Below are 23,380 nucleotides of genomic sequence, written 5' to 3'. Positions count from 1 at the left end.
GCACCGTGGTCAGCGGAAGCCCGCGGTGACCCCGCCGTCGACCGAGAAGTTCTGCCCCGTGACCCACACCGACTCGTCGGAGGCCAGGTAGACGGCGAGGTGGGCGATGTCGGGCCCGGTGCCCGGCCGCCGGATGAGGTGCATGCCCAGCTGGAAGTTCCGCAGCTCCTCACCGACGAACATGTCGGTGGCCGGGGAGGTGACGAACCCCGGCGAGATCGCGTTGGCGCGCACGCCCCGCTCCGCGCCCTCGGCGGCCAGCGAGCGCGTCATGGCGATGACCCCGCCCTTGGCCGCGGAGTGCGCCACCTGCCCGAGCGGCGCGATGCCCCGCAGCCCCGACATGGAGGCGGTGTTGATGATCGAGGCGTTGCCGGAGGCCAGCAGGTGCCGCCACGCCGGCTGGGTGGTGTGGAAGACGATGTCGAGCTCGACGTGCAGGACGTGGCGCCACAGGTCGAGGGTCATGTCGTCGAACGGGGCGAAGCCGGCGCCGGCGGCGTTGTTGTAGAGGACGTCGATGCCGCCGAGGCGCTCGGCGCCCTCGTCCACCCAGCGCGCCGCGGCGGCCGGGTCGGCGAGGTCGACCGTGCTGCCGGTGACGTCGAACTCCTGGTCGGCGAGCACGCCGGCCGTGCGCTCCGCGGCCCCGGCCTGCACGTCGCAGCCCACGACCCGGGCACCCTCGCGGACGAACACCTCCTGGGCCGCCTCCCCCTGCCCGCCCGCGGTCCCGGTGAGGAGGACCCGCTTGCCGGCCAGGCGGCCCGCCGGGGTCGGGCGGTCGGCGGTGGGCGACGCGGCGGCACGGGAGGTGGTCACGTCCAGACTGTGCACACTTGCGACTCGCAGCGTCAACCGCTCGGGGACGTCGGATCGACGTCGGCGACGCGGTTGACAGCAGCTCGAACTGTATGCAGTGTGTCGACCCTGACGTTCTCGCAGAGGCGGGAGGACCCGGCGTGATCGAGCTGACCGACATCGCCTACGTCCGCTCCGGGGCGGCCGACCTCGAGGGGGCGGTGCGCTTCGCGACGGACGTGGTGGGGCTGCAGCACGTCGACGGCGGCGAGCCGGGCGTGGCGCACCTGCGTGCGGACGGCCGGCACCACTGCCTGGCGTTCGTCGAGGGCGTCTCCGGCGTCATCGCGTCGGCGTTCACGGTCGCCGACCCGGGCGCGCTCGCCCTCGCCGAGACGGAGCTGGAGACCCGGGGCTTCCGGGTGTGGCGCGGCTCCGCCGACGACGCGCGCTCGCGGCGGGTGGGCGAGGTGATCGGGTTCGACGACCCGTTCGGCAACCGCATCGAGCTGGTGTGCGGGCAGCAGACCCTCGCGTCGCCGGTGGTGCCGGGACGGGGGTCGGGCATCACCGAGTTCGGCCACCTGTGCCTCGACGCCCCCGACGTCGCCGACGCCCACCGCTTCTGGTCGACGACGTTCAACGCCCGCGCCTCGGACTGGATCGGCGACGCCGCGTGCCTCATGCGCATCGACGAGGTGCACCACAAGCTCGCGGTGTTCCGGGGCGACGAGCCGGGGCTCTGCCACGTCAACTTCCAGGTCGCCGAGCTGGACGACGTCTTCCGCAACTGGCACCACCTGCAGGAGCGCGGCGTCGAGATCGAGATGGGCCCCGGGCGCCACCCGCAGTCCGGCGCGGTCTTCCTCTACTTCCTCGGACCCGAGGGCCTGACCTACGAGTACTCGTACGGCGTCCGCCGGATCACCGACGAGGCGGCCTGGCGCCCGCGGTACTTCGACCCGGCCGAGCCCGGCTCGATCGACATGTGGCTCGGGCCGACGCAGAAGCCGCTGACACAACCCCAGGCCCCGCATCCGCAGCTGGTCCCGGAGGGGATCCGTCCATGATCTTCGTGACCCACGCGCTGCCCGTGAACGAGCCCGGCCAGCCGCTGATCACCCGCGACGCCCTGTGGGACGGGCTCGTGCGCAAGGCGGAGAACGCGCTGCCGTTCGTCCCCGCGATCACCGACTGCACCGTGACCGCGCGGCACGGCGAGACGGTGTTCGACCGCGACATCGTGCTGCAGGGCGAGCAGTTCACCGAGCGGATCACCCTCGAGCGCCCGTACCGCGTGGTCTTCAGCCGCATCGCCGGGCCGGTGCTGGGCACGATCGCGAACGAGATCGAGGGGGACAGCTCGGAGGAGCTCACGCTGCGCTTCAGCTTCGCGCTGGTCGTGGCGGGCGAGCCGGGCGGCTCGGCGGGCGAGCAGGCCCACGCCGACCGCATGACCGGCATGTACCAGGCCGCGGTCGCGGCCACGCTCGACGCCGTGCGCAAGATCGCCGCCGGCGCCCCCGTCTGAGTCCACCAGCGAGGAGCCCCCATGTCCGACTGGGTCACCGACTACTACGCCGACGTCGACGCGCTGCGCCTGGAGCCGTTCGTCGCCCGCCACGCGGAGGACGCCGAGGTGATCTTCGGCAACCAGCCGCCCACGCGGGGCATCGCCGCCATCCACGACGCCTTCGAGGGGTTCTGGGCGATGATCGGCGGGATGCGCCACGAGGTGCACCACCGCTGGGACGAGAACGACGGGCGGACCGCGGTCCTCGAGGTCACCACCCACTACACGACCAAGGGCGGGGCGCACGTGCCGCTGCCGTGCGTCTCGATCCTCGACCGCGACGACGAGTACAAGGTCACCTCGCTGCGCATCCACATCGACCTCGCGCCCCTGTTCGCGGCGATGCAGGAGGAGTCGGAGCAGGCGGCCGCGCCCGTCGCGTGACCGACGCCGGGGTCCGGGACGAGGTCGCCCTCGCCGCCCGGGTGCTCGCCCGCCACGGGCTGGTGACCGCGTTCGGGCACGTCTCGGCGCGCCGCGGCGACCGGGTCGTGGTCACGCCCCCCATCGCGCCCGGCGACGTCACGGCCGACGCGCTGGTGTCCGTCGACCTCGGCGCCGCCCTCGCGAGCGGGGAGCTGCCGGCCGGCGCCGCGCCCGAGACGTGGGCGCACCTCGCGGTCTACCGGGCACGCCCGGACGTCGCCGCCGTCGCGCGCGCCCAGCCGGAGGCGGCCTTCGCGGCCGCGGCGGTCACCACGGGCCTGGCCCCGCTGCACGGGCAGGCGGCGTGGCTGGGCCGGCGTGTCCCCGTGCACGCGACCGCGCGCCTGCTGCGCTCCCCCGCCCTCGCCGACGACGCGGCCCGCACCCTCGGTGACGCCGACGCCGTCCTGCTGCGCGGCAACGGAGCGCTCACCGTCGGGGACTCCCCCGGCGTCGCCGTCGCCCGCATGTGGCTGCTCGACGCGGCCTGCCGGGTGCACCTGGGCACGGCCGGGCACCATCCGCAGGTGCTCGACGACGACGACGTCGACGCCTGGCGGGCCGCCGCACCACCGCTGCTCGCGCGGCTGTGGCGTCACCTCGCGGGGCTCCCGTGAGCACGTCTGCATACACTCGCGGCGTGTCGATCGGCGAGTTGCTGGGCGGCCGGGACGGTCTGCGCATCACCGATCCCCGGCAGACGAGCGTCAGCGTGCACGCCTACCTGCGCGACCTGATCATCAGCGGCGTCCTCCCGCCGGACACCCAGCTCAAGCAGGCCGAGCTCGCCCGGGTGCTCGCGGTGTCCCGCACGCCCCTGCGCGAGGCGTTCCGCATGCTGCAGGAGGAAGGGCTCATCTCCGCGGAGCCCAACCAGCGCAGCCGCGTCGTCGGGCTCGACGCCGACGAGCTCGACTCGCTCTACGCCGCCCGCGTCACGCTCGAGGCGCTCGGCGCGCGGCTGACCGCCGGGGCGCTGACCCGCGACGAGGCCCGCAGCGCGACCGCGGCGTTCCGCGAGATGGAGCGCACCTACCGGGCCGGCGACATGGCCAGCTGGACCGTGGCGCACCGCAGCTTCCACCGGCTGCTGGTCGGGCGGTGCGGGACGACGGTCCTGCGCACGATCAACTCCTACGCCGAGCAGAGCGAGCGCTACGTGCGCATCGACCAGGCGCAGCACCGCACCGACTTCCCGGCCCGCCAACGCGAGCACCAGGCGATCTTCGACGCGGTCCGCGACGGCGACGCGGACGCCGCGACCGCGGCGATGGCCGCCCACCTCGCCGGCACCGCCCGGCGCGTGGTGGACGGCCACGCGCCGGGCCACGGCACGCCGTGCGTGGACGCCGCGATGGAGCTGCTGGTCCCTAGTGGTCCAGGCTCGGCGGGTCGATCGGCCCCCACTGGTTGACCGTCGCCATGTCGACCTCCCAGGTCCGCGGGCCCATCGGCACCTCCTCGTGCCAGGGACGCGGCTCCCAGTAGCCCTTGGCCTCGTCGTGCACGACGTCGATCTGGGTGAACAGCTCGATGACGTTGCCGTCGGGGTCGCGGTGGTAGGTGAACAGGTTGTGGCCCGGGCCGTGGCGCCCCGGCCCCCAGTGCAGCCGGTAGTCGTGCTGCGCGAGGTGGTCGAGCATCGAGATCAGGTGGTTCGGGTCGCGCATCTCGTAGGCGATGTGGTGCATGCCCGAGTACTTCTGGCTGGCCATGAAGTTGGCGGCGTGGTGGTCGGCGTTGCAGCGCAGGAAGACGAAGAAGTCGCCGACGGTGTCCGACCACCGGAACCCCAGGAGGTCCTGGTAGAAGGCCTGCAGGGTGTCCAGCTGCGGGGTGTAGGCCGCGACGTGGCCGAGCTTCGTGGGCCGCAGCGGGGTGCGGTCGGCGACGCCGCTGCCGTCCTGCGCCGCCATGAGGTGCAGGGCCACCCCGGTGGCCGGCTCGGGGAGCACGAGCACGTCGGGCGTCCCGGGGCCGATGTCGCTGCGCCGCTCGGTGGCGTACCCGGCCTCCTTGAGCCGCTGCTCGGCGCTGTCGAGGTCCTCCCAGATCTCGTAGCCGACCACCTGGCGGGCCTTCGCGGCGCCCTGCGTGACGACCACGCAGTGGTGGTCGGCGCCGGTGGTGAGGAAGGCGCCCCGGTCGTCGCCCTCGACGAGCGCGAAGTCCAGGACCCGCGTGTAGTACTCGACGAGCCGCTCGACATCGGGGGTCTCGAAGCCGACGTAGCCGAGCTTCGAGACGTTCACCGTACCCATGACACGTCCTCCCGTTCGCTGACCGTGTTGCGGAGCGCCCCGACCCCGTCGACCTCGGCGACCACCTCGTCGCCCGCGGCCAGGAAGTCGCCGCGCGGGAAGCCGACGCCCGCGGGCGTCCCGGTGGCGAGCACGTCGCCGGGCTCGAGCGTGACCGCTCGGCTGGCCGCGGCAATCAGCTCCGCGATCGGGGTGACCATGTCCGCGGTGCTCGAGTCCTGCTTCACGACGCCGTTGACGGTCAGCCGCAGCGCGGTGTCCTGCGGGTCGTCGACCATCCAGGCCGGCACGATCCCGGGGCCGAGCGGGCAGAACGTGTCACCTGCCTTGGCCGAGACCCAGTCGTGCCCGAACGGCGGCGCGACGGCGTGGGCGCGGTCGAGCAGGTCGCGCGACGAGACGTCGTTGACCACGGTCCAGCCGGCGACGACCTCGAGCGCCCGCTCCACCGGCACGTCGACGCACCGCCGCCCGATCACCGCGGCGAGCTCGACCTCCCAGTCGATCTTCCGGCCGGCCCGGGCGGGCAGCACGATCGCGTCGCCGGGCCCGATGACCGAGGTCGTCGGCGGCTTGAAGAAGAAGTAGGGCTCGACGGGCCCCTCGGGGCGGGGCACGCCCATCTCGGCGAGGTGCGCGTAGTAGTTCGCGCCGGCGCACAGCACCTTGGGCGGGAAGCGCAGCGGCGCGAGCAGCACCGCACCCTCGACGGGGTCGAGGCGGTCGGGGTCGAGGCCGCGCAGGAGCGGGGCGAGGGTGTCCCACTCGCCCAGCACCTCGAGCAGGGTGCGCCCGGCGAGCTCCTCGGGTGCCCGCCGCACCTCCCCTCCCACGGCCACGCCCACCTCGGCCTTCGCCGGGTCACCCTGGTGGTGGGTGACGAGCATCCACGGGGGCTCGCGCACGGGTCCTCCTAGTCTCGCGGGACGGCGGCGTCGGTGATCAGCACGATCCGGCCCATGTTGTCGTCGGCCTCGAGGAATCGGTGGGCCTCGGCGGCCGCGGCGAGCGGGAACGCGCGGTCGACCACCGGGCGGAAGCCTCGCCCGACCTCCGACCACAGCTCCCGCGCGCTGGCGTCGTTGCCGGTGCGCACCCCGAGGACCCGCTGGTTGAGCGTGTAGAGCCGCGCCAGGTTCAGCGGCACCGTCCCGCCGAGGAACGCCCCGGACGACACCACGGTGCCGCGCGGCGCGAGGACGTCGGTGACGCGGGCGAAGATCTCCGGCTCGCCGAGGTCGTCGACGGCCACCGCGACCCCGTCCCCACCGGTCAGCGCGCGGACGTCGTCGACGAACGAGTCCGACGTCGGGTCGAGCGCCGCCTCGAGCCCGAGCCCGAGCAGGCGCTCGCGCTTCCACGCCGCGCGCGAGGTGCCGATGACGCGGGCGCCGAGGTGGCGGGCGAGCTCGGCCGTCGTCGCCCCGAGCGCCGAGGCCGCGCCGACGACGAGCACCCAGTCGCCCGACCGCAGGCCGGCCCGGCGGAGCTGGTTCATCGCGACCGGGCCCGCGAGCGCGACGCCCGCCGCGGTCGCGGGGTCGAGGTCGTCGGGGATGGCCCAGACGGCGGCCGCCGGCACCGCGGTGTACTCGGCGTAGGCGCCCCGGCCGTGGACGCCGGCGATGTGCAGGCGGGGGCACGCCTCCTTGTCGCCCTCGGCACAGGCCGCACAGTCGCCGCACCCGAGCACCGGCCAGACGGCGACGTGCTGGCCGACCTCGACGCCCGTGACGTCGGCGCCGACCGCGACCACCGTCCCCGCGTGCTCGACCCCCAGCACGTGCGGCAGCGCGGGCTTGACCGGGTGGCGCCCGGCGCGCAGCGACACGTCGAGGAAGCGCCCGACGCACACCGCCGCGACCCGCACGAGGACGTCGCCGGGGCCCGGCTCCGGCGTCGGCACGGTGTCGACCGTCAGCACGTCGGGCGGGCCGAAGCGGTCGAACACGACCGCGGACATCGTCGCGGGGACCGCGGACGGAACGGTGGGCCAGACCGCGGGCACCGGACTCGCGGAGAGGGTCGGCATCGACGGGCTCCCTTCGATGGGAGGGCCATAGTGCACACACTTTGGGGCCCCGCGCAATGCGCTCCCCCGCCGCGCTCACCCCACCCGGCGCACCCGGAAGCGCAGGTGCGTGACGCGGCGCGAGCGGGCGACCAGATAGGGGTCGTCGAGCAGCGTCTCCGGCGCGTCCTCGCCGAAGAAGCGCTTGCCGCGGCCCAGCACGACCGGCGCGAGGTCGATCTCCACCTCGTCCACCAGGCCCGCACGCAGCGCCTGCCCGCCGACGTCACCGGCCGTGACGGTCACGTCGCCGTCGCCGGCGAGCTCCCGCGCCGCCGCCACCGCGGCCTCGACGCCCTCGGTGACGAACGTGAAGGGCGCCGTGCCGTAGTGGGCCCAGTCGGTCGGCACGGTGTGGGTGAGCACGACGACGTGCTCGCCGGCCGGCGGGCGACCCTCCCAGCCGTTGGTGTGGTCGAACAGGTGCCGCCCGACCACCCCGGCCCGGACGCGCCCCCAGTGCTCGCGCATCCACGCCGCACTCTCCGGCGCCGTGCGGAAGGGGCGCTGCTCGTCGCCGGCGTGCACGTCGGTGTCGCCGGCGGTGAACCAGTCGAAGATCGGCCCCACGGAGTCGTCGGGACGTGCGATGAACCCGTCGAGCGACATCGTCGCCACCAGCACCACGGCCATCCGCTTATTCAACCACAGAGTTGAACAACCGGAGGGCCCGGTCACACGTCCCCGTTTGGTAGACCGGTGCACGGCACGGAGTCGTGCCGGATCGACGCGCGAGGGGTAGTGCCAGTGGAGTTCCGCCAGTCGAACAAGCTCCGCGACGTCTGTTACGAGATCCGCGGCCCGGTGGTCGAGCAGGCGAACCTGCTGGAGGAGGCGGGCCACAGCGTCCTGCGCCTCAACACCGGCAACCCGGCGCTGTTCGACTTCGAGGCGCCCGAGGAGATCGTCCAGGACATGATCCGGATGCTCCCCCAGGCGCACGGCTACACCGACTCGCGCGGTGTCCTGCCGGCCCGGCGCGCGGTGGCGGGGCGCTACCAGGCGCGGGGGCTCGACGTGGACGTCGACGACGTCTTCCTCGGCAACGGCGTCTCGGAGCTCATCTCGATGGCCGTGCAGGCGCTGGTCGAGGACGGCGACGAGGTGCTCGTGCCCGCGCCGGACTACCCGCTGTGGACCGCGGTGGTGACCCTCGCGGGCGGGCGCGCCGTGCACTACCGCTGCGACGAGTCGGCCGACTGGGCGCCCGACCTCGACGACGTCGCCGCCAAGATGAGCGACCGCACCAAGGCGCTCGTCATCATCAACCCGAACAACCCGACCGGCGCGGTGTACTCGCAGGAGGTCCTCGAGGGCCTGCTCGACCTCGCCCGCCGGCACGGCCTGATGGTGATGGCCGACGAGATCTACGACCAGGTGCTCTACGACGACGCCGTGCACCACGACGTCGCCTCCCTGGCGGACGACCTGGTCGTGCTGACGTTCTCCGGGCTCTCGAAGACCCACCGCGTCGCGGGCTTCCGTTCCGGCTGGCTGGTCGTCACCGGGCCGCGCCAGCACGCGCGCGACTACCTCGAGGGCCTGGCGATGCTGGCCTCGATGCGGCTGTGCGCCAACACGCCCGCGCAGTACGCGATCCAGGCCGCGCTCGGCGGGCGCCAGAGCATCGCCGACCTCACCGCGCCGGGCGGGCGGCTGCACGAGCAGCGGGACATGGCGTACGAGAAGCTGAACGCCATCCCGGGCGTCTCGTGCGTGAAACCCCGCGGCGCGCTCTACGCCTTCCCGCGCCTCGACCCGGACGTCTACCCGATCAAGGACGACGAGCAGTTCGTGCTCGACCTCCTGCGCGAGGAGAAGATCCAGGTCGTGCAGGGCACGGGCTTCAACTGGCCCACGCCCGACCACTTCCGGATCCTGACCCTCCCCCACGCGGCGACGCTGGACGACGCGATCACGCGGATCGGCGCCTTCCTCGAGACCTACCGGCAGGGCTGAGGGGATCGCACGGGTCGTGCGAGCAACGCGGCATTGCTGGCACCGGGCGCCAGGATCGCCACATCCTCGCCGGGACGACACGCGGGGCGGATCAGCGTGGCGTCCACGCTGACACTGATCGTCAGGAAATCCACCACGATCACAGCAGGCCCGCGCGGCGCCAGAGCGGCCGCGAAGCCGTGCTGATCACCCCCAGGTCGGTGAAGTCGCGGACGAGCCGGCCCGTCGCGGAGCGCAGGAGCGCGCGGCGGTGCGGGCTGGTGCGGGCCGCGCGGGCGCCGTCACGCGGGTCGATGCCGACGGCGGCGTAGACCCGCGGGTCGACCAGGGCGCCGACCAGCAGCCCGGCCACTCCCGCGACGGTCAGCGACGCGGCCGCCCGCGTGGCCGGACCGGCCGCGGCCCAGCGCGCGGCCAGCTCGTCGCGGGCGAAGGAGACGTGCCGTGCCTCCTCGACGACGTGGATGCGGCTCACGTCGCGGACCAGCGGCTGCACGGCGTCGTCGCGCACGGTGGCGCGCTGGAAGTCGTCGAGGACCTCCTCGGCGATCAGCGCGGCGGCGAAGATCTCGACGGGGTGCGCGACCGTCGCGAAGGCCGAGCCGACACGCCGCACCGCCGCCGGCGGCCCGTAGGCCGGCACATCGAGCACGTCGAGGAGACGGGCGAACATCAGCGAGTGCCGGCACTCGTCGGCGATCTCGGTGAGCCCGTAGCGGGCCCGGGCGCCCCGGGGCGACTGGCCGTCGGCCACCCGCAGGAGCGTGCGCATGAGGACGTTCTCCTTCCACACCGCGGCCGCGAGCACGCTCGCCGCTTCGTGGCGGGAGAGCTCGAGACGCTGCGCGGCGGACAGCCGCGCCCACAGCGGTGTCCCGTAGAGGCTGACCTGCTCCCACGGCTGCCACGGCGCTCCGGGCACGGGCTCGGCGGTCCAGTCGAGCGCGCGCCAGTCGCCGGCGGGCTCGTCGGACGCGATCAGCAGGCGGTCGGCGACGGGCGTGGCGGTCATGGTGGTTCCCCCGGGATCTATACGCTTGTACAGAACGCAGTGAAGCGCACGATCTATACGTTTGTCTAGGACGCTTGTCCGAACGGAGGTCCGCCGTGCCCCGAGGTCATCGCGACGCCCTGCTCGCGGCGGCGCGCGTCCTGCTGCGCCGTCGCGGCCTGCGGGCCACCACCGCCCGCGACCTGGTCGAGGAGTCGGGCACCAACCTCGCCTCGATCGGCTACCACTTCGGCAGCAAGGACGCACTGATGGCGACGGCGCTGGCCGGGGCGTGCGCGGAGTGGACCGCACGGCCCAACGCCGCCGCGGCGGCGGCCACGGGACGCGCGGGCGACGAGCCCGGCGACGCCCTGCTCGCCGCGATCCGCGCCATGCTGGGCGACCTGACCGAGCGCCGGTCGGAGATCCTCGCGTTCACCGAGGGCGTGGTCGCCCACGGGCGCGGCGACGTCGTCGGGGAGACCCTGCCCGCGTCGACGGAGCAGTCGCTGGACGCCGTGGCGGCGACGATGCAGGCCGCCGCGCCGGGCCTGCCGGCCGAGCTCGCGGGCGCCGGCGCGGCGGTCGTCGTGGCACTGCACGACGGCCTCGCGCAGATGTCCACGCTCGCGCCGGAGCGCGTGCCCGAGCCCGACGTCGTCGCCCTCGTGCTCGCGGCCTTCGGTGCCGTCCTCGCACCCTCGCTCGGCGTGGATCCCGAGCAGCTCCGCGCGATCGCTCGCGGCGGCTCGTGAGGGGCCGCGGGCGATGCGGCCCCACCCTCAGGACGGCGGTGGCACGACTCCGAGCTGGACGAACAGCCCGAGCATGTCCGAGCACGACCACCGCTCGACGATCGCGCCGTCCCGGAAGTGCAGGATCGTGATGCCGGGCAGGGCGATGGAAGTGCCGGTCGCCGGGATGCCCATGAAGTCGCCCTCGTGGTTGCCGGTGAGAGTGAACCGGCACGTGAGCCGGTCGCCCGAGCCGAACACCTCGTGCAGTTCCAGCTTGTTACCGGGGAACGCGGCGAAGATCCCTTCGTAGAACGCCTGGACGCCCGCCCTGTCCAGCGGCTCCGGGGTGTACCCGTGCAGCCGGATGTCGTTGTCGTAGACCTTCAGATAACCGGCCAGGTCGCCCGCGTTCCACCGCTCGACGGCGGTCGCGAGGGCGGCCTCGTTGCGCGTGTTCTGCTCGGTCGTCGTCATCGAGGCCTCCTCGCTCACGCTGCGGCGCCGTGCACACCGGCATTGGCGTGACACACAGCACACGATAGCAGAGTCCGAACACACAGAGTGATCAACCGAGCATCTCGATGATCATCGTGCCTTTCCTGATGCTCGACGTCAGCGTGGACGCCACGCTGGCACCTCCGCGAGCCCTACCGGAACTCCAAGTATCAGGTACCGTCAGTACCGGACACCGATCCGAGGAGGACATCCATGCTGGGTGACATCGCCGGCACCGCGCCCCTGCGCGAGGCCCTGGAGACCACCAACGACCTGCTCGCGCAGGTGCTCGAGGAGCTCAAGCGCGTCAACGCCGACGGGCTGGTGACGATCGCCGACGAGCTGCGGGCCATCAACGACGCGCTGCCGGCCGCCGACCGGGCCGCCTGAGCGCCAGGATGAGCCCGTGGACGCGACGGGCCCCGTGCCGCAGCGCGGGTCCGTCGCGCCCGACCTCCGCCGCGAGTTCGGCACGCTCGGCCTGTGGTGGGCCGCGGTGGACGTCGCGGCGCGGGCCCGCGAGGACGGGCGCGCCCGGCTCCACCGGCTCTCCGACGACTACCGCCCCCGCGACGCGCTGACGACCGGCGGGCGGCCGGCCGCGCACGACGCCGCGCGGGCGTTCGCGCGGCAGGTCGGGCTCGACCCCGACGCCGCGCCCCTGCGCCGGGACCTCGGGGCCCTCGACGCCGCGATCGCCGGGCGGCTCGTCCCGTCCGGGGCGGTCGCCGACGCCCTGCTCGCCGTGGCCGTGACGACGGGCGTCTCCCTGGGCGCCGTCGACGCGGCCGCCGTCGACGGACCGCCCCGCCTGCGCACCACCGGCCCGGGCGAGACCGTCGGCCGCGGGCGCCGCGCCCGGCCCCTCGCCGCCGGCACGATCGTCGTCGCCGACGACCACCGCGCCCTCGCCCCGCTCTACGCCGCCCCGCCGCGCGACCTCGATCCCCACCGGGCCCGCCGCGTCGTGCTGTGGGCCGTCGAGGTCCCCGACGCGCCGCCGCTCGAGACCGAGGAGGCCGTGTGGAACGCGGCCCGGTTCCTGACCGGCGAGTAGGTGTCTACCGTCGGCAGGCGTGACGATCGCCGACGACCGCGTCACCACGCCGACCACCACGAGCGTCGACGAGCACGCCGCCCGCACGTCGCTCCGCGCCCAGATCGCCCGCCTCGAGCACCGGCTCACCGCCGCGACGCCGGCCGGACAGGCCGCGGCGGCGGCCCGTGCCGCGCCCGTCGACGGCCCCCGCGTCCTCGACCTCGGCGAGCTGGAGCTCGTGCGCGACGACCTCGTCGTGCGCGCGGGCATCGCCGACCGCGTCGCCGCCGACCACGCCCGCGCCGTCTCGGACGCCCGGGCACGGCTCGACGCCCTGCTCGCCGACCCCGCCGCGCACCGCGGTGCCGTGGTCACCGCCGAGGACATCGGCGAGCCGGGCTGCCGGCGCTGGAGCGTCCGCCCGGTGCTCGGGCCCGTCGGCCGTCTCGCGGGCTGGTGGCGCGTGCGGGTCTCCTCGGGCTGCCCTTGACGCGGTGAGGCGTGCGCCACGCGCAGGAGGGCGTTTCGGCTCACCCGCCCCGGGGACCCGCACTCCGGCGCAAGGACCGCGCCCCCCGAGGAAGGGACGACCGGTGAGGGCACTCCTGTTCGGCTCGATCAGCAGCGTCGCGGACACGTCGGAGATCCAGCGCGAGGCCTTCAACGGCGCGTTCGCCGAGCACGGCCTCGACTGGCGGTGGGACCGCGACGACTACCGCTCCCGTCTCGACAAGGCCGGCGGCCAGGAACGCATCGCCGAGGAGGCCCGGCGCCGCGGCGAGGACGTCGACGCGGCCGCCGTGCACGCCACCAAGTCGCGCCGCTTCCAGGAGGAGCTGCGCCGCCGGGGCGTCGCGCCGCGCGACGGCGTGCTCGACACGCTGCGCACCGCGAAGAGCAACGGCTGGAAGATCGGCTTCGTCACGACGACCTCGATCGACAACGTGACCGCCGTCCTCGACGCCCTGCCCGTCGACCCCGGCGACTTCGACGTCATCGTGACCTCCGACCAGGTCGACGAGCCCAAGCCCGACCCCGCCGCGTACCGGTTCGCCCTCGACGCGCTCGGCGTCGACGCCGGCGACGCGGTCGCCGTCGAGGACAACCCCGACGGCGTGCGCGCCGCGGCCGCCGCGGGCGTCACCGTGCTCGCGTTCCCGAACGAGAACACCGCCGGGTCCGACTTCCCCGACGCCGCCCGCCGCGTCGACCACCTGGCCTCGGACGAGGTCCCCGAGCTCGCCGCCTGATCTCCCGCCCGACCCCCGCCGCACCCCACCAGCCCCGTGACACCACACGGACGGGAGACCACGCGCCCATGACCGCCCAGCCGACCCTCACGGCCACCGAGACCGCCTTCCACGTCGAGGGCTACCAGAAGATCGACTACTCGCTGGTCATCACCGAAGGCGTCTTCGCGCCGGAGAACACCGCGCTCGCCGACGCCTACCGCCCCTACGGCCGCTGCCTGGCCGTGGTCGACGAGACCGTCGCCGGCCTCTACGGCGACGTGATGCGCGCCTACTTCGAGCACCACGGCATCGCCCTCACCCTCTTCGCCATCCACATCGACGAGGGCCAGAAGACGATGCGGACCGCCGAGCGGATCATCGACGCGTTCGGCGAGTTCGGCCTCGTGCGCACCGAGCCCGTCCTCGTCGTCGGTGGCGGCCTGACCACCGACGTCGCCGGCTTCGCGTGCTCGATCTTCCGGCGGGCGACCAACTACATCCGCATCCCGACGACGCTGATCGGCCTGGTGGACGCGAGCGTCGCGATCAAGGTGGCGGTCAACCACGGCAAGGCCAAGAACCGCCTGGGCGCCTTCCACGCCTCCCAGCAGGTGTTCCTCGACTTCTCGTTCCTCGCGACCCTGCCCGCCCCGCAGGTCCGCAACGGGATGGCCGAGCTCATCAAGATCGCGGTGGTGGGCAACGAGGGCATCTTCGAGCTGCTCGAGAAGTACGGCGAGGACCTCCTGGCGACGCGTTTCGGGCACCTCGAGGGCTCGGAGGAGCTGCGGGAGGTCACGCACCGGCTGACGTGGGACGCCATCGAGACGATGCTGCGCCTCGAGGTGCCGAACCTCCAGGAGCTCGACCTCGATCGCGTGATCGCCTTCGGCCACACCTGGAGCCCGACGCTCGAGCTGGCCGGTGACCAGCCGTTCTTCCACGGGCACGCCATCGCCATCGACATGGCGGTCTCGACGACGCTCGCGCAGCGGCGCGGCTACATCACGATCTCCGACCGCGACCGGGTGCTGGGGCTCATGAGCCGGCTCGGGCTCTCGCTCGACAGCCCGCTGCTCACCCCCGAGCTGCTGGCCAAGGCCACCGACGCGATCCTGCAGACCCGCGACGGCCTGCTGCGCGCCGCGGTCCCGCACCCGATCGGGACGTGCCACTTCGTCAACGACCTCGACGCCGGTGAGCTCGAGGAGGCCCTCGCGGCGCACCGGGCGCTGGTCGCGGACCTCCCGCGGGCGGGGGCGGGCGTCGACGCGTTCCGGCGATGAGCGCGCTGCCGCACCAGGTGGCGACGCCGCGGCCGGTGACCCCAGTCGGCATCCTCGCCGCGCTGCTCGACCGGGTCGCCGACGGCCTCGACGGCCTGCACGACGCGGCCGCCGTACCCGACGACGTCCGGGCCGATCTCGACCGCGCCCGGGAGCTTGCCGGCGGCCTCGACCCCTACCTCGAACGGTGCACGACCCCGGAGTCGGACGCCCTGGCCCGGCTCGCCGCCGGGACGCGTGCGCACGACTGGACCGACCGCGACGGCGAGGCCGTGTTCCTGGAGCAGGAGATGCTCTCGGGACACGTCGAGGGCCAGGCGCTGAAGATGCTGGTGGCCGCGACGCGGGCCCGGCGGGTCCTCGAGATCGGACTGTTCACCGGCTACTCGGCACTGGCCATGGCCGAGGCGCTGCCCGAGGACGGGGAGCTCGTCGCGTGCGAGCTCGACCCCGAGGCCGCCGACCTCGCCCGCCGCGCGTTCGCCGGGTCGCCCGCGGGCCGGCGCATCACCGTCGAGGTCGGGCCCGCCGCGGACACGCTCGCCGCGCTCGCCGCGCGGGGCGAGGTGTTCGACCTCGTGTTCGTCGACGCCGACAAGGCCGGCTACGCGGGCTACCTCACGACGCTGCTCGACGACGGCCTGCTCGCGCCGCACGGCCTCGTCTGCGTGGACAACACCCTGTTGCAGGGCGAGCCGTGGCTCTCCACGCCGCCGGGCGTCAACGGCGCCGCGATCGCCGACTTCAACGCCGGCGTCGCCGCCGACCCGCGGGTCGAGCAGGTGGTCCTGCCGCTGCGCGACGGCCTGACCCTCATCCGCCGTGCCGGGTGACCGCCTCCGGCGCGTCGTCCGGCACGCCCCGCGGACGCTCGGGGCGCTCGCGCTGCTGACGGTGCCGCTGCCGGTGACGCTCGCCGTCACGGCGGCGGCGCTGGTGCGCTCGCGGCTGGCACCGCCGCGCCGGGCGACGGCGGAGACGCCGCGGACGGTGCTGGTCAGCGGCGGCAAGATGACCAAGGCGCTCGCGCTCGCGCGCGCGTTCCACGCCGCCGGGCACCGGGTGGTCATGGTCGAGTCGGCCCGCTACCGCTTCACCGGCCACCGCTTCTCCCGCGCCGTCGACGCCTTCCACGTCGTGCCCGCGCCGGGCGCGCCCGGCTACGTCGAGGCGCTGCGGGACGTGGTCGTCGCCGAGGGCGTGGACGTGTTCGTGCCGGTCTGCAGCCCGGCCGCCAGCTGGTACGACGCGCTGGCCAAGCCGGTGCTCTCGGAGTTCTGCGAGGTGCTGCACCCCGACCCGCAGGTGCTGCGCACCCTCGACGACAAGGACCGCTTCGCGGCGGCCGCCCAGGACCTCGGCCTGCCGGTGCCCGACACCCACCGCGTCACCGACCCCGCGGAGGTCGAGGCGTTCGACTTCGACCGCGAGCCGGGGCCGTGGATCCTCAAGAGCGTCCCGTACGACCCGGTGGCGCGCCTCGACCTGACCACGCTGCCCCGACCGACCGCGGCGCAGACCGCCGCGCTGGTGCGCGACAAGCCGATGTCGGCCGACGCCCCGTGGATCCTCCAGGAGTTCACGCCCGGCACCGAGTACTGCACGCACGCCACGGTGCGCGACGGGCGGGTGCAGGTCTGGGCGTGCTGCGAGTCGTCGGCGTTCCAGCTCAACTACGCGATGGTCGACAAGCCCGAGATCGCGGCGTGGGTGCACCGCTTCGTCGGCGCCCTCGGGGTCACCGGGCAGGTGTCGTTCGACTTCATCGAGACCGACGACGGCCGCCTCGTCGCCCTGGAGTGCAACCCGCGCACCCACTCGGCGATCACGATGTTCCACCGCGACGCGCAGGCCCTGGCCCGGGCCTACCTCACCGACGTCGACGGGCCGCCGCTGACGCCCAGCCCCGACAGCCGCCCGACCTACTGGCTCTACCACGAGCTGTGGCGGATGCTGTCCCGTCCGGCGACGATCCCCGAACGGCTCGCCGTCCTGCGCGCGGGCACCGACGCCGTGTTCGACCGCGACGACCCGCTCCCGTTCCTGCTGCTGCACCACCTGCAGATCCCGTCGCTGCTCGTGGGCAACCTCGTCGCCGGCAGGCCCTGGCTCCGCGTCGACGTCAACATCGGCAAGCTCGTCGAGCCGGCCGGGGACTGAGATGACCCTCCGCGTCCTGCACCTCGCCGGGTCCGCCGTCAGCGACTTCCACGCGGACCTCTCGCTGACCTACGCCCGTGGCTGCCTGGCCGCCACGGCCGACCCCGACCGCTACGAGGCCGTCCCGGCCTACGTCTCGCCCGACGGGCGGTGGCGCTTCCCGGGCACGTTCGACGCCGACGCGATCACCGCCGCGCCGGTGCTGGACCCGCCGGACGCCCTGGCCCACCTCGGTCGCCTGCGTCCCGACGTCGTGCTCCCCCAGATGTTCTGCCGGCCCGGCATGACGTCCTACCGCGCGCTGTTCGACGTCCTGCGGATCCCGCTGGTCGGCAACACGGGCGACGTCATGGCGATCGGCGCGAGCAAGGCCGCGGCGAAGGCGATGGTCGCCGCGGCGGGGGTCGACGTGGCGGCGGGCGAGGTCCTGCACCGCGGCGAGCGCCCGACCGTGGCCCCGCCCGCGGTGGTCAAGCCCGAGGACGCCGACAACTCCCTCGGGGTGACGCTCGTGCGCGCGCCCGGGGAGTACGAGGCCGCGCTCGCGGAGGCCTTCGCCCACGCCGAGCGGGTGCTCGTCGAGGAGTTCGTGCCGCTGGGGCGCGAGGTGCGCTGCGGGATCGTCGAGCGCGACGGCGAGCTCGTCGGGCTGCCGCTGGAGGAGTACCGCCTCGACGCCGACGCCCGCCCGATCCGCGGGTACGCCGACAAGCTCGCCCCGGCCACGGGCGGCGGGCTGCGCCTGGTGGCCAAGGACAACCCGGACGTCGTGCTCGTCGACCCCGACGACCCCCTGACCGCCCGTGTCCACGACGTCGCCCGCCGCGCCCACGTCGCGCTGGGCTGCCGCGACCACTCGCTGTTCGACCTGCGCGTCGACCCGGCGGGACGCCCGGTGTTCCTCGAGGCGAGCCTCTACTGCTCGTTCTCCCCGCAGAGCGTGCTGGCCGTCATGGCCCGCGCCGGCGGGATCGGGCTCGACGAGCTGCTGGCGATCGGCATCCGGGGTGCGCTCGCGCGGGCCGTGTGACCGCGGGCACGGATCGCCGCGTCGAGGGTCCGGGACCGCGCGCCGGGTAGCCGATCGGACCGCCCCTCCGTCGCGACCCGCGCCCACCGAGGTGTTGGAGTTGCACAAGAGGGGCAACAGCATCACGCTGGCTTCCACATGGCCGGTGCACCTGCCGAACGGATGGAGACACCGATGGCGGAGTACACGCTCCCCGACCTGCCCTACGACTACGGCGCCCTCGAGCCGCACATCTCGGGCAAGATCATGGAGCTGCACCACGACAAGCACCACAACACCTACGTCACGGGCCTGAACGCCGCGATCGACGCCCTCGCCGAGGCGCGGGACCAGGACACGATCGGCACGACGGCCCTGCTGTGGGAGAAGAACCTCGCCTTCAACTACGGCGGGCACATCAACCACTCGATCTTCTGGAACAACCTGAGCCCCGACGGCGGCGACAAGCCCACCGGCGAGCTGGCCTCGGCGATCGACCGCGACTTCGGGTCGTTCGACAAGTTCCAGAAGCACTTCACGTCGGTGGCCACGACGATCCAGGGCTCCGGCTGGTCGATCCTCGGCGTCGACACGCTCACCGGGAAGCTGCGCATCTTCCAGCTCTACGACCAGCAGGCCAACGTGCCGCTGGGCATCGTCCCGGTCGTGATGCTGGACATGTGGGAGCACGCCTTCTACCTGGACTACCAGAACGTCAAGCCGGACTACGTCAAGGCCTGGTGGAACGTCGTCAACTGGGCCGACGCGGCGAAGCGCTACGAGCACGCGCAGGGGCTGCAGATCGCCTGAGCCCTACCCCGGTCTCGCGTGGTGATCGTTCCGACAGACGTCCCACCGCGCGGTGCGCGGCGACCCCCCGACCCTCCTCGGCCGGGGGGTCGTCGTGTGTTCAGCTCAGCTCGTGGAGCAGCTCGTCGCGGATCTCCGGGCGGCCGGCGGCGACGAGGGTGAACGCGGCCTCGCGGGCCAGCCGGCGGGCCGGGTGGCGCCCGACGATCGCGCGGCTGCCGACCGCGACGGTCAGGGCCGCGGCCGCCCGGACCGCCGTCGCCGACGCCGCCGCGCGGCCCGCCGGCATCCGCGGCGGTTCGCCGAGCCCGGTGTCGAGGGCGTCGCGGGCGTCGTCGAGCTCGGCCCCCAGCGCCGCGGCCACCGACGGCTCCCCGGCCTCGCCCACCAGCTCGGCGCACCGCCCGGCCACCCCGAGCGCCAGGCACCCGTTGACCCGCGCGCTGAAGTGCTGGCCCGCGAGGAAGTCCGCGCGCGAGCGCAGCGAGACCACGGCGTCCTCGGGCACGAACCACCCGTCGACGTCGAGACGCACGGTGCGGCTGCCGTTCGCCGCGGCCAGCTCCAGGGGGTGCACGGTGACGCCCGGGGCCGGCAGCGCCGGGACCAGCGCGGCCACGACCCGGGCCTCGTCGTCGCCGGCGTCGGCCGTCGCCGCGTCGCGGGCGGAGATCTGCAACAGGTCGACGATGCCCCAGCCGGTGACCAGCGGGGCGACGCCGTCGAGGCGCCACCCCCCGTCGACGGCGGTGGCCCACAGCTTCGGCGGCTGCGGGATCGCCCCGGCGAAGGCGACGCCGCAGCGCGTGTCGCCGCGCACCGCGGCCGCCAGGTGCCGGTCGCGCAGCTCGACGCGGTCGGTGGCCGCGAGGGCCCGCACGACGCCGTGGTGCTGCATCCACGTGAACGTCGTGGTCAGGCACGCACCGGCCAGCGCCTCGACCGCGCCGACGAACTCCTCGAGCGGGACGCCGTCGTCGGCGGCCAGGCCGTAGAGGCCGGCGTCGGCGAGGGCCCGGAAGTGGCCCTCCGGGATCGTCGCTGTCGCGTCGACCTCGTCCGCGGCGGGCAGCAGCACGTCCCGCGCGACCTCGCGCGCCCGGTCCACCGCGTCGGCCATGATCCGAGGTTAGCCGCGCGCGCCGGGGTGCGGACCGCACCCGACTACCCTCGGACCCATGGCCGGGACCGACGGGGCACGCACCGCGGCCGTCGACGACTACATCAAGGCCATCTACGGCGTCGACGAGCGCGGCCAGGGCCCGGCGTCGACCACGGCGCTCGCGAAGCGGCTCGGGGTCGGCGCGTCGTCGGTGTCGGGGATGCTGCGCAAGCTCGCCGAGCAGGGCCTCGTCGAGCACCGCCCCTACGGCGGGGTCCGGCTCACCGACACCGGGCGGCGCGCCGCGCTCGACGTGGTCCGCCGCCACCGGCTGCTCGAGACCTACCTGGTCCAGGAGCTCGGCTACGGCTGGGACGAGGTGCACGTCGAGGCCGAGGTGCTCGAGCACGCCGTGTCGCCGACCCTGCTCGACCGCATGGACGCCCGCCTGGGCCACCCCCGCTTCGACCCGCACGGCGACCCGATCCCGGCCGCCGACGGCACGGTCGCCGAGTTCGAGGGACGGCGCCTGGCCACCCTCGAGCCCGGGGACGGCGGGCGGCTCGTGCGCGTCGACGACGGCGACCCGGCGATGCTCGCCTGGCTGCGCGAGCAGGAGGTCGCGCTGGGCGTGGGCGTCGAGCTGCTGGCCCGCCGCCCGTTCGGCGGCCCGTTCCTCGTGCGCCTCACCCCGGGCGACACCCCCCGCGAGCTCGACCTCGGACCCGAGCTCGCCGACGCTCTCTGGGTCGATGAAGTGGTCCGAGGGGTGTTCCATCGGGACTCCGCATCGTAGAGTTCGGCCAGCCGAACTTTCGGGTGCCAGCCGTCCGAACACACGGACGACCGGGCCGGCGCGAACGGGGTGGGTGCGATGACGCTCGACGAGATGCCGCGCGACCAGCGCGGCGTGGTCACCGCGCTCGACACCCGCGGCGCCGAGCGACGCCGACTCATGGACCTCGGGCTGCTGCCCGGCGCCGCGGTGCACGCGGAGCTGACCAGCCCCCTGGGCGACCCGGTGGCCTACGAGGTGCGGGGCACGCTCGTCGTGCTGCGCCGCCAGCAGGCCCGCACGGTGCACGTCGAGCTCGAGGAGCGCTGAGGTCATGGCGGCCCCCCTGCCCGCGCCGGGCGTCGGGCCGCCGCCGGACGAGGGTGCGGCGAGCGGTCCCTGCGGCTCCTGCGCGGCCGCCCCGGGACGGTTGATGCGCCTCGGCCTCGCGCCGGGCCGGCACGACCACGTCGTCGCCCTCGCGGGCAACCCCAACACCGGCAAGAGCACCGTCTTCAACGCCCTGACCGGGCTGCGCCAGCACGTCGGCAACTGGTCGGGCAAGACCGTCTCGCGCGCCGAGGGCGGCTTCACCTACGGCGGCGCCCGCTACCGCATCGTCGACCTGCCCGGCACGTACTCACTGCTGTCCACCAGCACCGACGAGGACGTCGCCCGCGACGCCCTGCTCTTCGGCCGGCCCGACGTCACCGTCGCCGTCGCCGACGCCACGCGCCTGGAGCGCAACCTGCCGCTGGTGCTGCAGGTCCGCCAGATCACCGGCCGCGTCGTCGTCGCGCTCAACCTCGTCGACGAGGCCGCCCGCCACGGCATCACCGTCGACACCCGCCACCTCTCCCGCGAGCTGGGGGTCCCCGTCGTCGCGACGGCCGCCCGCCGCGGCGACGGCCTGCCCGAGCTGCTGGCCGCGATCGCCCAGGTGGCGACCACCGACGACCCGCCCCCGCCCCTCGCCCTGGTCCACCACGACCCGGCGCTCGAGGAGGCCGTCGCGACGCTCGCGGCGCGCGTCGAGGAGCGCTTCCCCGGCCTGCCCAACAGCCGGTGGGTCGCGCTGCGCCTGCTCGAGGGCGACCCGGGGATCGAGGAGGCCGTGCGCGCCGGGACGCTCGGCGAGCTGGCCGGTGCCCCGACCCCGGAGGCGGCCGCGTGAGCAGCGATCTCCTCCAGGAGGCCGGGCGGCTGCGCGACGGCCTGGGCGACGACTTCCGCGACCGCGTCGTCGAGTCGCTCTACACCGACGCCGCGCGCATGGCGGCGACCAGCGTCGACCGCGAGGACGCCCGGGCCCGGCTGACCGTCGACCGCGCGCTCGACCGCGTGCTGACCCACCGCATGTGGGGCTTCCTCGCGATGGGCGTGCTGTTCTTCGCCGTCTTCTGGTTCACCATCGCCGGCGCCGCGGTGCCCTCGGACCTGCTCTACGTGCTGCTCGTGGAGGACGTGCACTCCTGGCTGTCGGGCCTGTTCGCCGCCGTCGGCGCGCCGTGGTGGGTCACCGGGCTGCTCGTCGACGGCGTGTACCTGGCCACCGCGTGGGTGGTCGCGGTGATGCTGCCGCCGATGGCGATCTTCTTCCCGCTGTTCACCCTGCTCGAGGACTTCGGCTACCTGCCGCGGGTGGCGTTCAACCTCGACCGGCTCTTCGCCCGCTCGGGCGCTCACGGCAAGCAGGCGCTGACGATGATGATGGGCTACGGCTGCAACGCCGCCGGCGTCACCGCCACGCGCATCATCGACAGCCGCCGCGAGCGCCTCATCGCCGTCATCACCAACAACTTCAGCATCTGCAACGGGCGCTGGCCGACGCTGATCCTCATGGGCACGATCTTCGTCGGGGCCGTGGTGCCGCCGTGGCTCGCCGGGTTCGTCGCCGCGGGCAGCGTCGTCGCGGTGGTGCTCGTCGGCATCGGCGTCACCCTGGCCGTGTCGTGGCTGCTCTCGCGCACGGTGCTGCGCGGCGAGAGCTCGGTCTACTCGCTCGAGCTGCCGCCGTACCGGCCGCCGCAGGTCTGGCGCACGCTCTACACCAGCATCATCGACCGCACGCTCAAGGTGCTGCGCCGCGCGGTGGTCATGGCCGCCCCGGCCGGCGCCGTGATCTGGCTGATCGGCAACGTCCACCTCGGCGACGCGAGCGTCGCCGGGCACCTCGTCACGGCGCTCCAGCCGATCGGCTGGGTGATCGGCCTCAACGGCGTCATCCTGCTCGCCTACCTGGTCGCCGTGCCGGCCAACGAGATCATCATCCCGACGATCGTCATGCTGACGCTGACGCTCGGGGCCAACAGCCTCGGCGCGGCCCCCGGCGTGATGCTGGAGCTGGGCGACGACCAGCAGATCGGCACGGTGCTGACCACCGTCGGCGGCTGGACGCTGCTGACCGCGGTGAACCTCATGCTGTTCACGCTGCTTCACAACCCCTGCAGCACCACGGTGATGACCATCTGGCACGAGACGCGCAGCGTGCGCTGGACCGCCGTCGCGACCCTGCTGCCCCTGGCCCTCGGCTTCGCGGTCTGCGCCGCGACCGCCGGGCTCTGGCGCCTCCTGACGTGAGCAGGCGCGGCCCCTGTCGGGCCTGTGCTGTCTCAGCACATCTGGAGCAGGTCTGTCTCAGCACATCGGAGAC

At 74.1% G+C, this 23,380-nt stretch carries 28 protein-coding genes; 20 read left to right on the top strand and 8 right to left on the bottom strand.

Going from position 1 to position 23,380, the window contains the following annotated elements:
* Positions 1–9 precede the first annotated feature (9 nt).
* Entirely contained in the window at positions 10–822 is an 813-nt protein-coding gene (locus ABD994_RS13085) for an SDR family NAD(P)-dependent oxidoreductase (protein WP_345414951.1), read from the bottom strand.
* Between the two features lie 140 nt (positions 823–962).
* Here ABD994_RS13085 and ABD994_RS13080 point away from each other — a divergent pair, with 140 nt between their 5' ends.
* Genes ABD994_RS13080 through ABD994_RS13060 form a run of 5 tightly spaced genes read left to right on the top strand, consistent with a single transcriptional unit; the run spans position 963 to position 4,214 of the window.
* Positions 963–1,871: a VOC family protein gene (locus tag ABD994_RS13080; RefSeq protein WP_345414949.1), complete on the top strand. Its 909-nt coding sequence runs from the start codon at positions 963–965 to the stop codon at positions 1,869–1,871.
* Positions 1,868–2,332, top strand: coding sequence for an SRPBCC family protein (locus ABD994_RS13075; RefSeq protein ID WP_345414947.1), 465 nt, complete (start codon positions 1,868–1,870; stop codon positions 2,330–2,332). The genes ABD994_RS13080 and ABD994_RS13075 overlap by 4 nt, the downstream gene beginning before the upstream one ends.
* 21 nt (positions 2,333–2,353) lie before the next feature.
* Positions 2,354–2,758: a nuclear transport factor 2 family protein gene (locus ABD994_RS13070; protein ID WP_345414944.1), complete on the top strand. Its 405-nt coding sequence runs from the start codon at positions 2,354–2,356 to the stop codon at positions 2,756–2,758.
* A complete protein-coding gene (locus ABD994_RS13065) occupies positions 2,755–3,417 on the top strand; it encodes a class II aldolase/adducin family protein (protein WP_345414942.1) in 663 nt (220 codons plus the stop codon). The genes ABD994_RS13070 and ABD994_RS13065 overlap by 4 nt, the downstream gene beginning before the upstream one ends.
* A 23-nt stretch (positions 3,418–3,440) precedes the next feature.
* Positions 3,441–4,214 carry a GntR family transcriptional regulator gene (locus ABD994_RS13060; protein ID WP_345414940.1) on the top strand — a complete coding sequence of 258 codons (774 nt, stop codon included), beginning with the start codon at positions 3,441–3,443 and terminating at the stop codon, positions 4,212–4,214.
* On the opposite strand, the gene ABD994_RS13055 is transcribed toward ABD994_RS13060, so the two are convergent.
* The 4 genes from ABD994_RS13055 to ABD994_RS13040 form a co-directional block, all read right to left on the bottom strand.
* Positions 4,171–5,061, bottom strand: coding sequence for a VOC family protein (locus ABD994_RS13055; RefSeq protein WP_345414938.1), 891 nt, complete (start codon positions 5,059–5,061; stop codon positions 4,171–4,173). The two genes, ABD994_RS13060 and ABD994_RS13055, sit on opposite strands and share 44 nt — an antisense overlap.
* Positions 5,049–5,966, bottom strand: a complete 918-nt coding sequence (locus tag ABD994_RS13050) for a fumarylacetoacetate hydrolase family protein (RefSeq protein ID WP_345414936.1) — start codon at positions 5,964–5,966, stop codon at positions 5,049–5,051. Before ABD994_RS13050 ends, ABD994_RS13055 begins: the two co-directional genes overlap by 13 nt.
* 8 nt (positions 5,967–5,974) lie before the next feature.
* Positions 5,975–7,093 carry an alcohol dehydrogenase catalytic domain-containing protein gene (locus tag ABD994_RS13045; RefSeq protein ID WP_345414934.1) on the bottom strand — a complete coding sequence of 373 codons (1,119 nt, stop codon included), beginning with the start codon at positions 7,091–7,093 and terminating at the stop codon, positions 5,975–5,977.
* A 75-nt stretch (positions 7,094–7,168) separates the two neighbouring features.
* Positions 7,169–7,765, bottom strand: coding sequence for a dihydrofolate reductase family protein (locus ABD994_RS13040; protein WP_345414932.1), 597 nt, complete (start codon positions 7,763–7,765; stop codon positions 7,169–7,171).
* Positions 7,766–7,879: 114 nt separating this feature from the next.
* Between ABD994_RS13040 and ABD994_RS13035 the strand changes: the two genes are divergently transcribed.
* A complete protein-coding gene (locus tag ABD994_RS13035) occupies positions 7,880–9,091 on the top strand; it encodes a pyridoxal phosphate-dependent aminotransferase (RefSeq protein ID WP_345414930.1) in 1,212 nt (403 codons plus the stop codon).
* Positions 9,092–9,230: 139 nt separating this feature from the next.
* On the opposite strand, the gene ABD994_RS13030 is transcribed toward ABD994_RS13035, so the two are convergent.
* On the bottom strand, positions 9,231–10,103 hold the full coding sequence (locus ABD994_RS13030) for an AurF N-oxygenase family protein (RefSeq protein WP_345414928.1): 873 nt from the start codon (positions 10,101–10,103) through the stop codon (positions 9,231–9,233).
* A gap of 95 nt (positions 10,104–10,198) precedes the next feature.
* On the opposite strand from ABD994_RS13030, the gene ABD994_RS13025 reads away from it, so the two are divergent.
* Positions 10,199–10,837, top strand: a complete 639-nt coding sequence (locus ABD994_RS13025; RefSeq protein WP_345414926.1) for a TetR/AcrR family transcriptional regulator — start codon at positions 10,199–10,201, stop codon at positions 10,835–10,837.
* A 27-nt stretch (positions 10,838–10,864) separates the two neighbouring features.
* Here the strand turns inward: ABD994_RS13025 and ABD994_RS13020 are convergent, their stop codons facing one another.
* Positions 10,865–11,293, bottom strand: a complete 429-nt coding sequence (locus ABD994_RS13020) for an ester cyclase (protein ID WP_345414924.1) — start codon at positions 11,291–11,293, stop codon at positions 10,865–10,867.
* A gap of 234 nt (positions 11,294–11,527) precedes the next feature.
* On the opposite strand from ABD994_RS13020, the gene ABD994_RS13015 reads away from it, so the two are divergent.
* The 9 genes from ABD994_RS13015 to ABD994_RS12975 all read left to right on the top strand — a co-directional run bounded on the left by ABD994_RS13015 (position 11,528) and on the right by ABD994_RS12975 (position 18,850).
* On the top strand, positions 11,528–11,704 hold the full coding sequence (locus tag ABD994_RS13015) for a hypothetical protein (protein ID WP_345414922.1): 177 nt from the start codon (positions 11,528–11,530) through the stop codon (positions 11,702–11,704).
* A gap of 16 nt (positions 11,705–11,720) precedes the next feature.
* Positions 11,721–12,371: a hypothetical protein gene (locus ABD994_RS13010; RefSeq protein ID WP_345414920.1), complete on the top strand. Its 651-nt coding sequence runs from the start codon at positions 11,721–11,723 to the stop codon at positions 12,369–12,371.
* A gap of 19 nt (positions 12,372–12,390) precedes the next feature.
* Positions 12,391–12,843, top strand: coding sequence for a hypothetical protein (locus ABD994_RS13005; RefSeq protein WP_345414918.1), 453 nt, complete (start codon positions 12,391–12,393; stop codon positions 12,841–12,843).
* Between the two features lie 103 nt (positions 12,844–12,946).
* Complete coding sequence (locus ABD994_RS13000) at positions 12,947–13,603, top strand: HAD family hydrolase (RefSeq protein ID WP_345414916.1); 657 nt, start codon at positions 12,947–12,949, stop codon at positions 13,601–13,603.
* Between the two features lie 68 nt (positions 13,604–13,671).
* The gene (locus ABD994_RS12995; RefSeq protein ID WP_345414914.1) at positions 13,672–14,871 is read left to right on the top strand and encodes a sedoheptulose 7-phosphate cyclase; all 1,200 of its coding nucleotides are present in this window, start codon (positions 13,672–13,674) and stop codon (positions 14,869–14,871) included.
* A complete protein-coding gene (locus tag ABD994_RS12990; protein ID WP_345414912.1) occupies positions 14,868–15,704 on the top strand; it encodes an O-methyltransferase in 837 nt (278 codons plus the stop codon). The genes ABD994_RS12995 and ABD994_RS12990 overlap by 4 nt, the downstream gene beginning before the upstream one ends.
* Positions 15,694–17,031, top strand: a complete 1,338-nt coding sequence (locus ABD994_RS12985; RefSeq protein ID WP_345414910.1) for an ATP-grasp domain-containing protein — start codon at positions 15,694–15,696, stop codon at positions 17,029–17,031. Before ABD994_RS12990 ends, ABD994_RS12985 begins: the two co-directional genes overlap by 11 nt.
* A 1-nt stretch (position 17,032) precedes the next feature.
* Complete coding sequence (locus tag ABD994_RS12980; protein ID WP_345414908.1) at positions 17,033–18,061, top strand: D-alanine--D-alanine ligase family protein; 1,029 nt, start codon at positions 17,033–17,035, stop codon at positions 18,059–18,061.
* 174 nt (positions 18,062–18,235) lie between these two features.
* Positions 18,236–18,850, top strand: coding sequence for a superoxide dismutase (locus tag ABD994_RS12975; protein WP_345414906.1), 615 nt, complete (start codon positions 18,236–18,238; stop codon positions 18,848–18,850).
* Between the two features lie 100 nt (positions 18,851–18,950).
* Here the strand turns inward: ABD994_RS12975 and ABD994_RS12970 are convergent, their stop codons facing one another.
* Positions 18,951–19,970 carry an acyl-CoA dehydrogenase family protein gene (locus ABD994_RS12970; RefSeq protein WP_345414904.1) on the bottom strand — a complete coding sequence of 340 codons (1,020 nt, stop codon included), beginning with the start codon at positions 19,968–19,970 and terminating at the stop codon, positions 18,951–18,953.
* 58 nt (positions 19,971–20,028) lie between these two features.
* Between ABD994_RS12970 and ABD994_RS12965 the strand changes: the two genes are divergently transcribed.
* The 4 genes from ABD994_RS12965 (at position 20,029) to ABD994_RS12950 (ending at position 23,307) form a co-directional block, all read left to right on the top strand.
* A complete protein-coding gene (locus ABD994_RS12965; RefSeq protein ID WP_345414902.1) occupies positions 20,029–20,748 on the top strand; it encodes a metal-dependent transcriptional regulator in 720 nt (239 codons plus the stop codon).
* A gap of 78 nt (positions 20,749–20,826) precedes the next feature.
* Positions 20,827–21,057, top strand: a complete 231-nt coding sequence (locus ABD994_RS12960) for a FeoA family protein (protein ID WP_345414900.1) — start codon at positions 20,827–20,829, stop codon at positions 21,055–21,057.
* Positions 21,058–21,061: 4 nt separating this feature from the next.
* Complete coding sequence (locus ABD994_RS12955) at positions 21,062–21,901, top strand: FeoB small GTPase domain-containing protein (RefSeq protein WP_345414898.1); 840 nt, start codon at positions 21,062–21,064, stop codon at positions 21,899–21,901.
* On the top strand, positions 21,898–23,307 hold the full coding sequence (locus ABD994_RS12950; protein ID WP_345414896.1) for a nucleoside recognition domain-containing protein: 1,410 nt from the start codon (positions 21,898–21,900) through the stop codon (positions 23,305–23,307). The genes ABD994_RS12955 and ABD994_RS12950 overlap by 4 nt, the downstream gene beginning before the upstream one ends.
* Positions 23,308–23,380: the final 73 nt, after the last annotated feature.

Origin of the sequence: Actinomycetospora chlora (assembly GCF_039542135.1) — a bacterium.
In the GTDB taxonomy this organism is placed as follows: domain Bacteria; phylum Actinomycetota; class Actinomycetes; order Mycobacteriales; family Pseudonocardiaceae; genus Actinomycetospora; species Actinomycetospora chlora.
Note: the sequence above shows the minus strand (reverse complement) of the source record. Positions and strands in the feature narration are given on the sequence as shown.

Excerpts from the sequence above, each read along its gene's own strand:
- ABD994_RS13075 (WP_345414947.1), top strand. The coding sequence starts at position 1,868 with ATGATCTTCGTGACCCACGCGCTGCCCGTGAACGAGCCCGGCCAGCCG.
- ABD994_RS13070 (WP_345414944.1), top strand. The coding sequence starts at position 2,354 with ATGTCCGACTGGGTCACCGACTACTACGCCGACGTCGACGCGCTGCGC.
- ABD994_RS13055 (WP_345414938.1), bottom strand. The coding sequence starts at position 5,061 with ATGGGTACGGTGAACGTCTCGAAGCTCGGCTACGTCGGCTTCGAGACC.
- ABD994_RS13045 (WP_345414934.1), bottom strand. The coding sequence starts at position 7,093 with ATGCCGACCCTCTCCGCGAGTCCGGTGCCCGCGGTCTGGCCCACCGTT.
- ABD994_RS13040 (WP_345414932.1), bottom strand. The coding sequence starts at position 7,765 with ATGGCCGTGGTGCTGGTGGCGACGATGTCGCTCGACGGGTTCATCGCA.
- ABD994_RS13030 (WP_345414928.1), bottom strand. The coding sequence starts at position 10,103 with ATGACCGCCACGCCCGTCGCCGACCGCCTGCTGATCGCGTCCGACGAG.
- ABD994_RS13020 (WP_345414924.1), bottom strand. The coding sequence starts at position 11,293 with ATGACGACGACCGAGCAGAACACGCGCAACGAGGCCGCCCTCGCGACC.
- ABD994_RS13015 (WP_345414922.1), top strand. The coding sequence starts at position 11,528 with ATGCTGGGTGACATCGCCGGCACCGCGCCCCTGCGCGAGGCCCTGGAG.
- ABD994_RS12995 (WP_345414914.1), top strand. The coding sequence starts at position 13,672 with ATGACCGCCCAGCCGACCCTCACGGCCACCGAGACCGCCTTCCACGTC.
- ABD994_RS12990 (WP_345414912.1), top strand. The coding sequence starts at position 14,868 with ATGAGCGCGCTGCCGCACCAGGTGGCGACGCCGCGGCCGGTGACCCCA.
- ABD994_RS12980 (WP_345414908.1), top strand. The coding sequence starts at position 17,033 with ATGACCCTCCGCGTCCTGCACCTCGCCGGGTCCGCCGTCAGCGACTTC.
- ABD994_RS12975 (WP_345414906.1), top strand. The coding sequence starts at position 18,236 with ATGGCGGAGTACACGCTCCCCGACCTGCCCTACGACTACGGCGCCCTC.
- ABD994_RS12970 (WP_345414904.1), bottom strand. The coding sequence starts at position 19,970 with ATGGCCGACGCGGTGGACCGGGCGCGCGAGGTCGCGCGGGACGTGCTG.
- ABD994_RS12965 (WP_345414902.1), top strand. The coding sequence starts at position 20,029 with ATGGCCGGGACCGACGGGGCACGCACCGCGGCCGTCGACGACTACATC.
- ABD994_RS12960 (WP_345414900.1), top strand. The coding sequence starts at position 20,827 with ATGACGCTCGACGAGATGCCGCGCGACCAGCGCGGCGTGGTCACCGCG.
- ABD994_RS12955 (WP_345414898.1), top strand. The coding sequence starts at position 21,062 with ATGGCGGCCCCCCTGCCCGCGCCGGGCGTCGGGCCGCCGCCGGACGAG.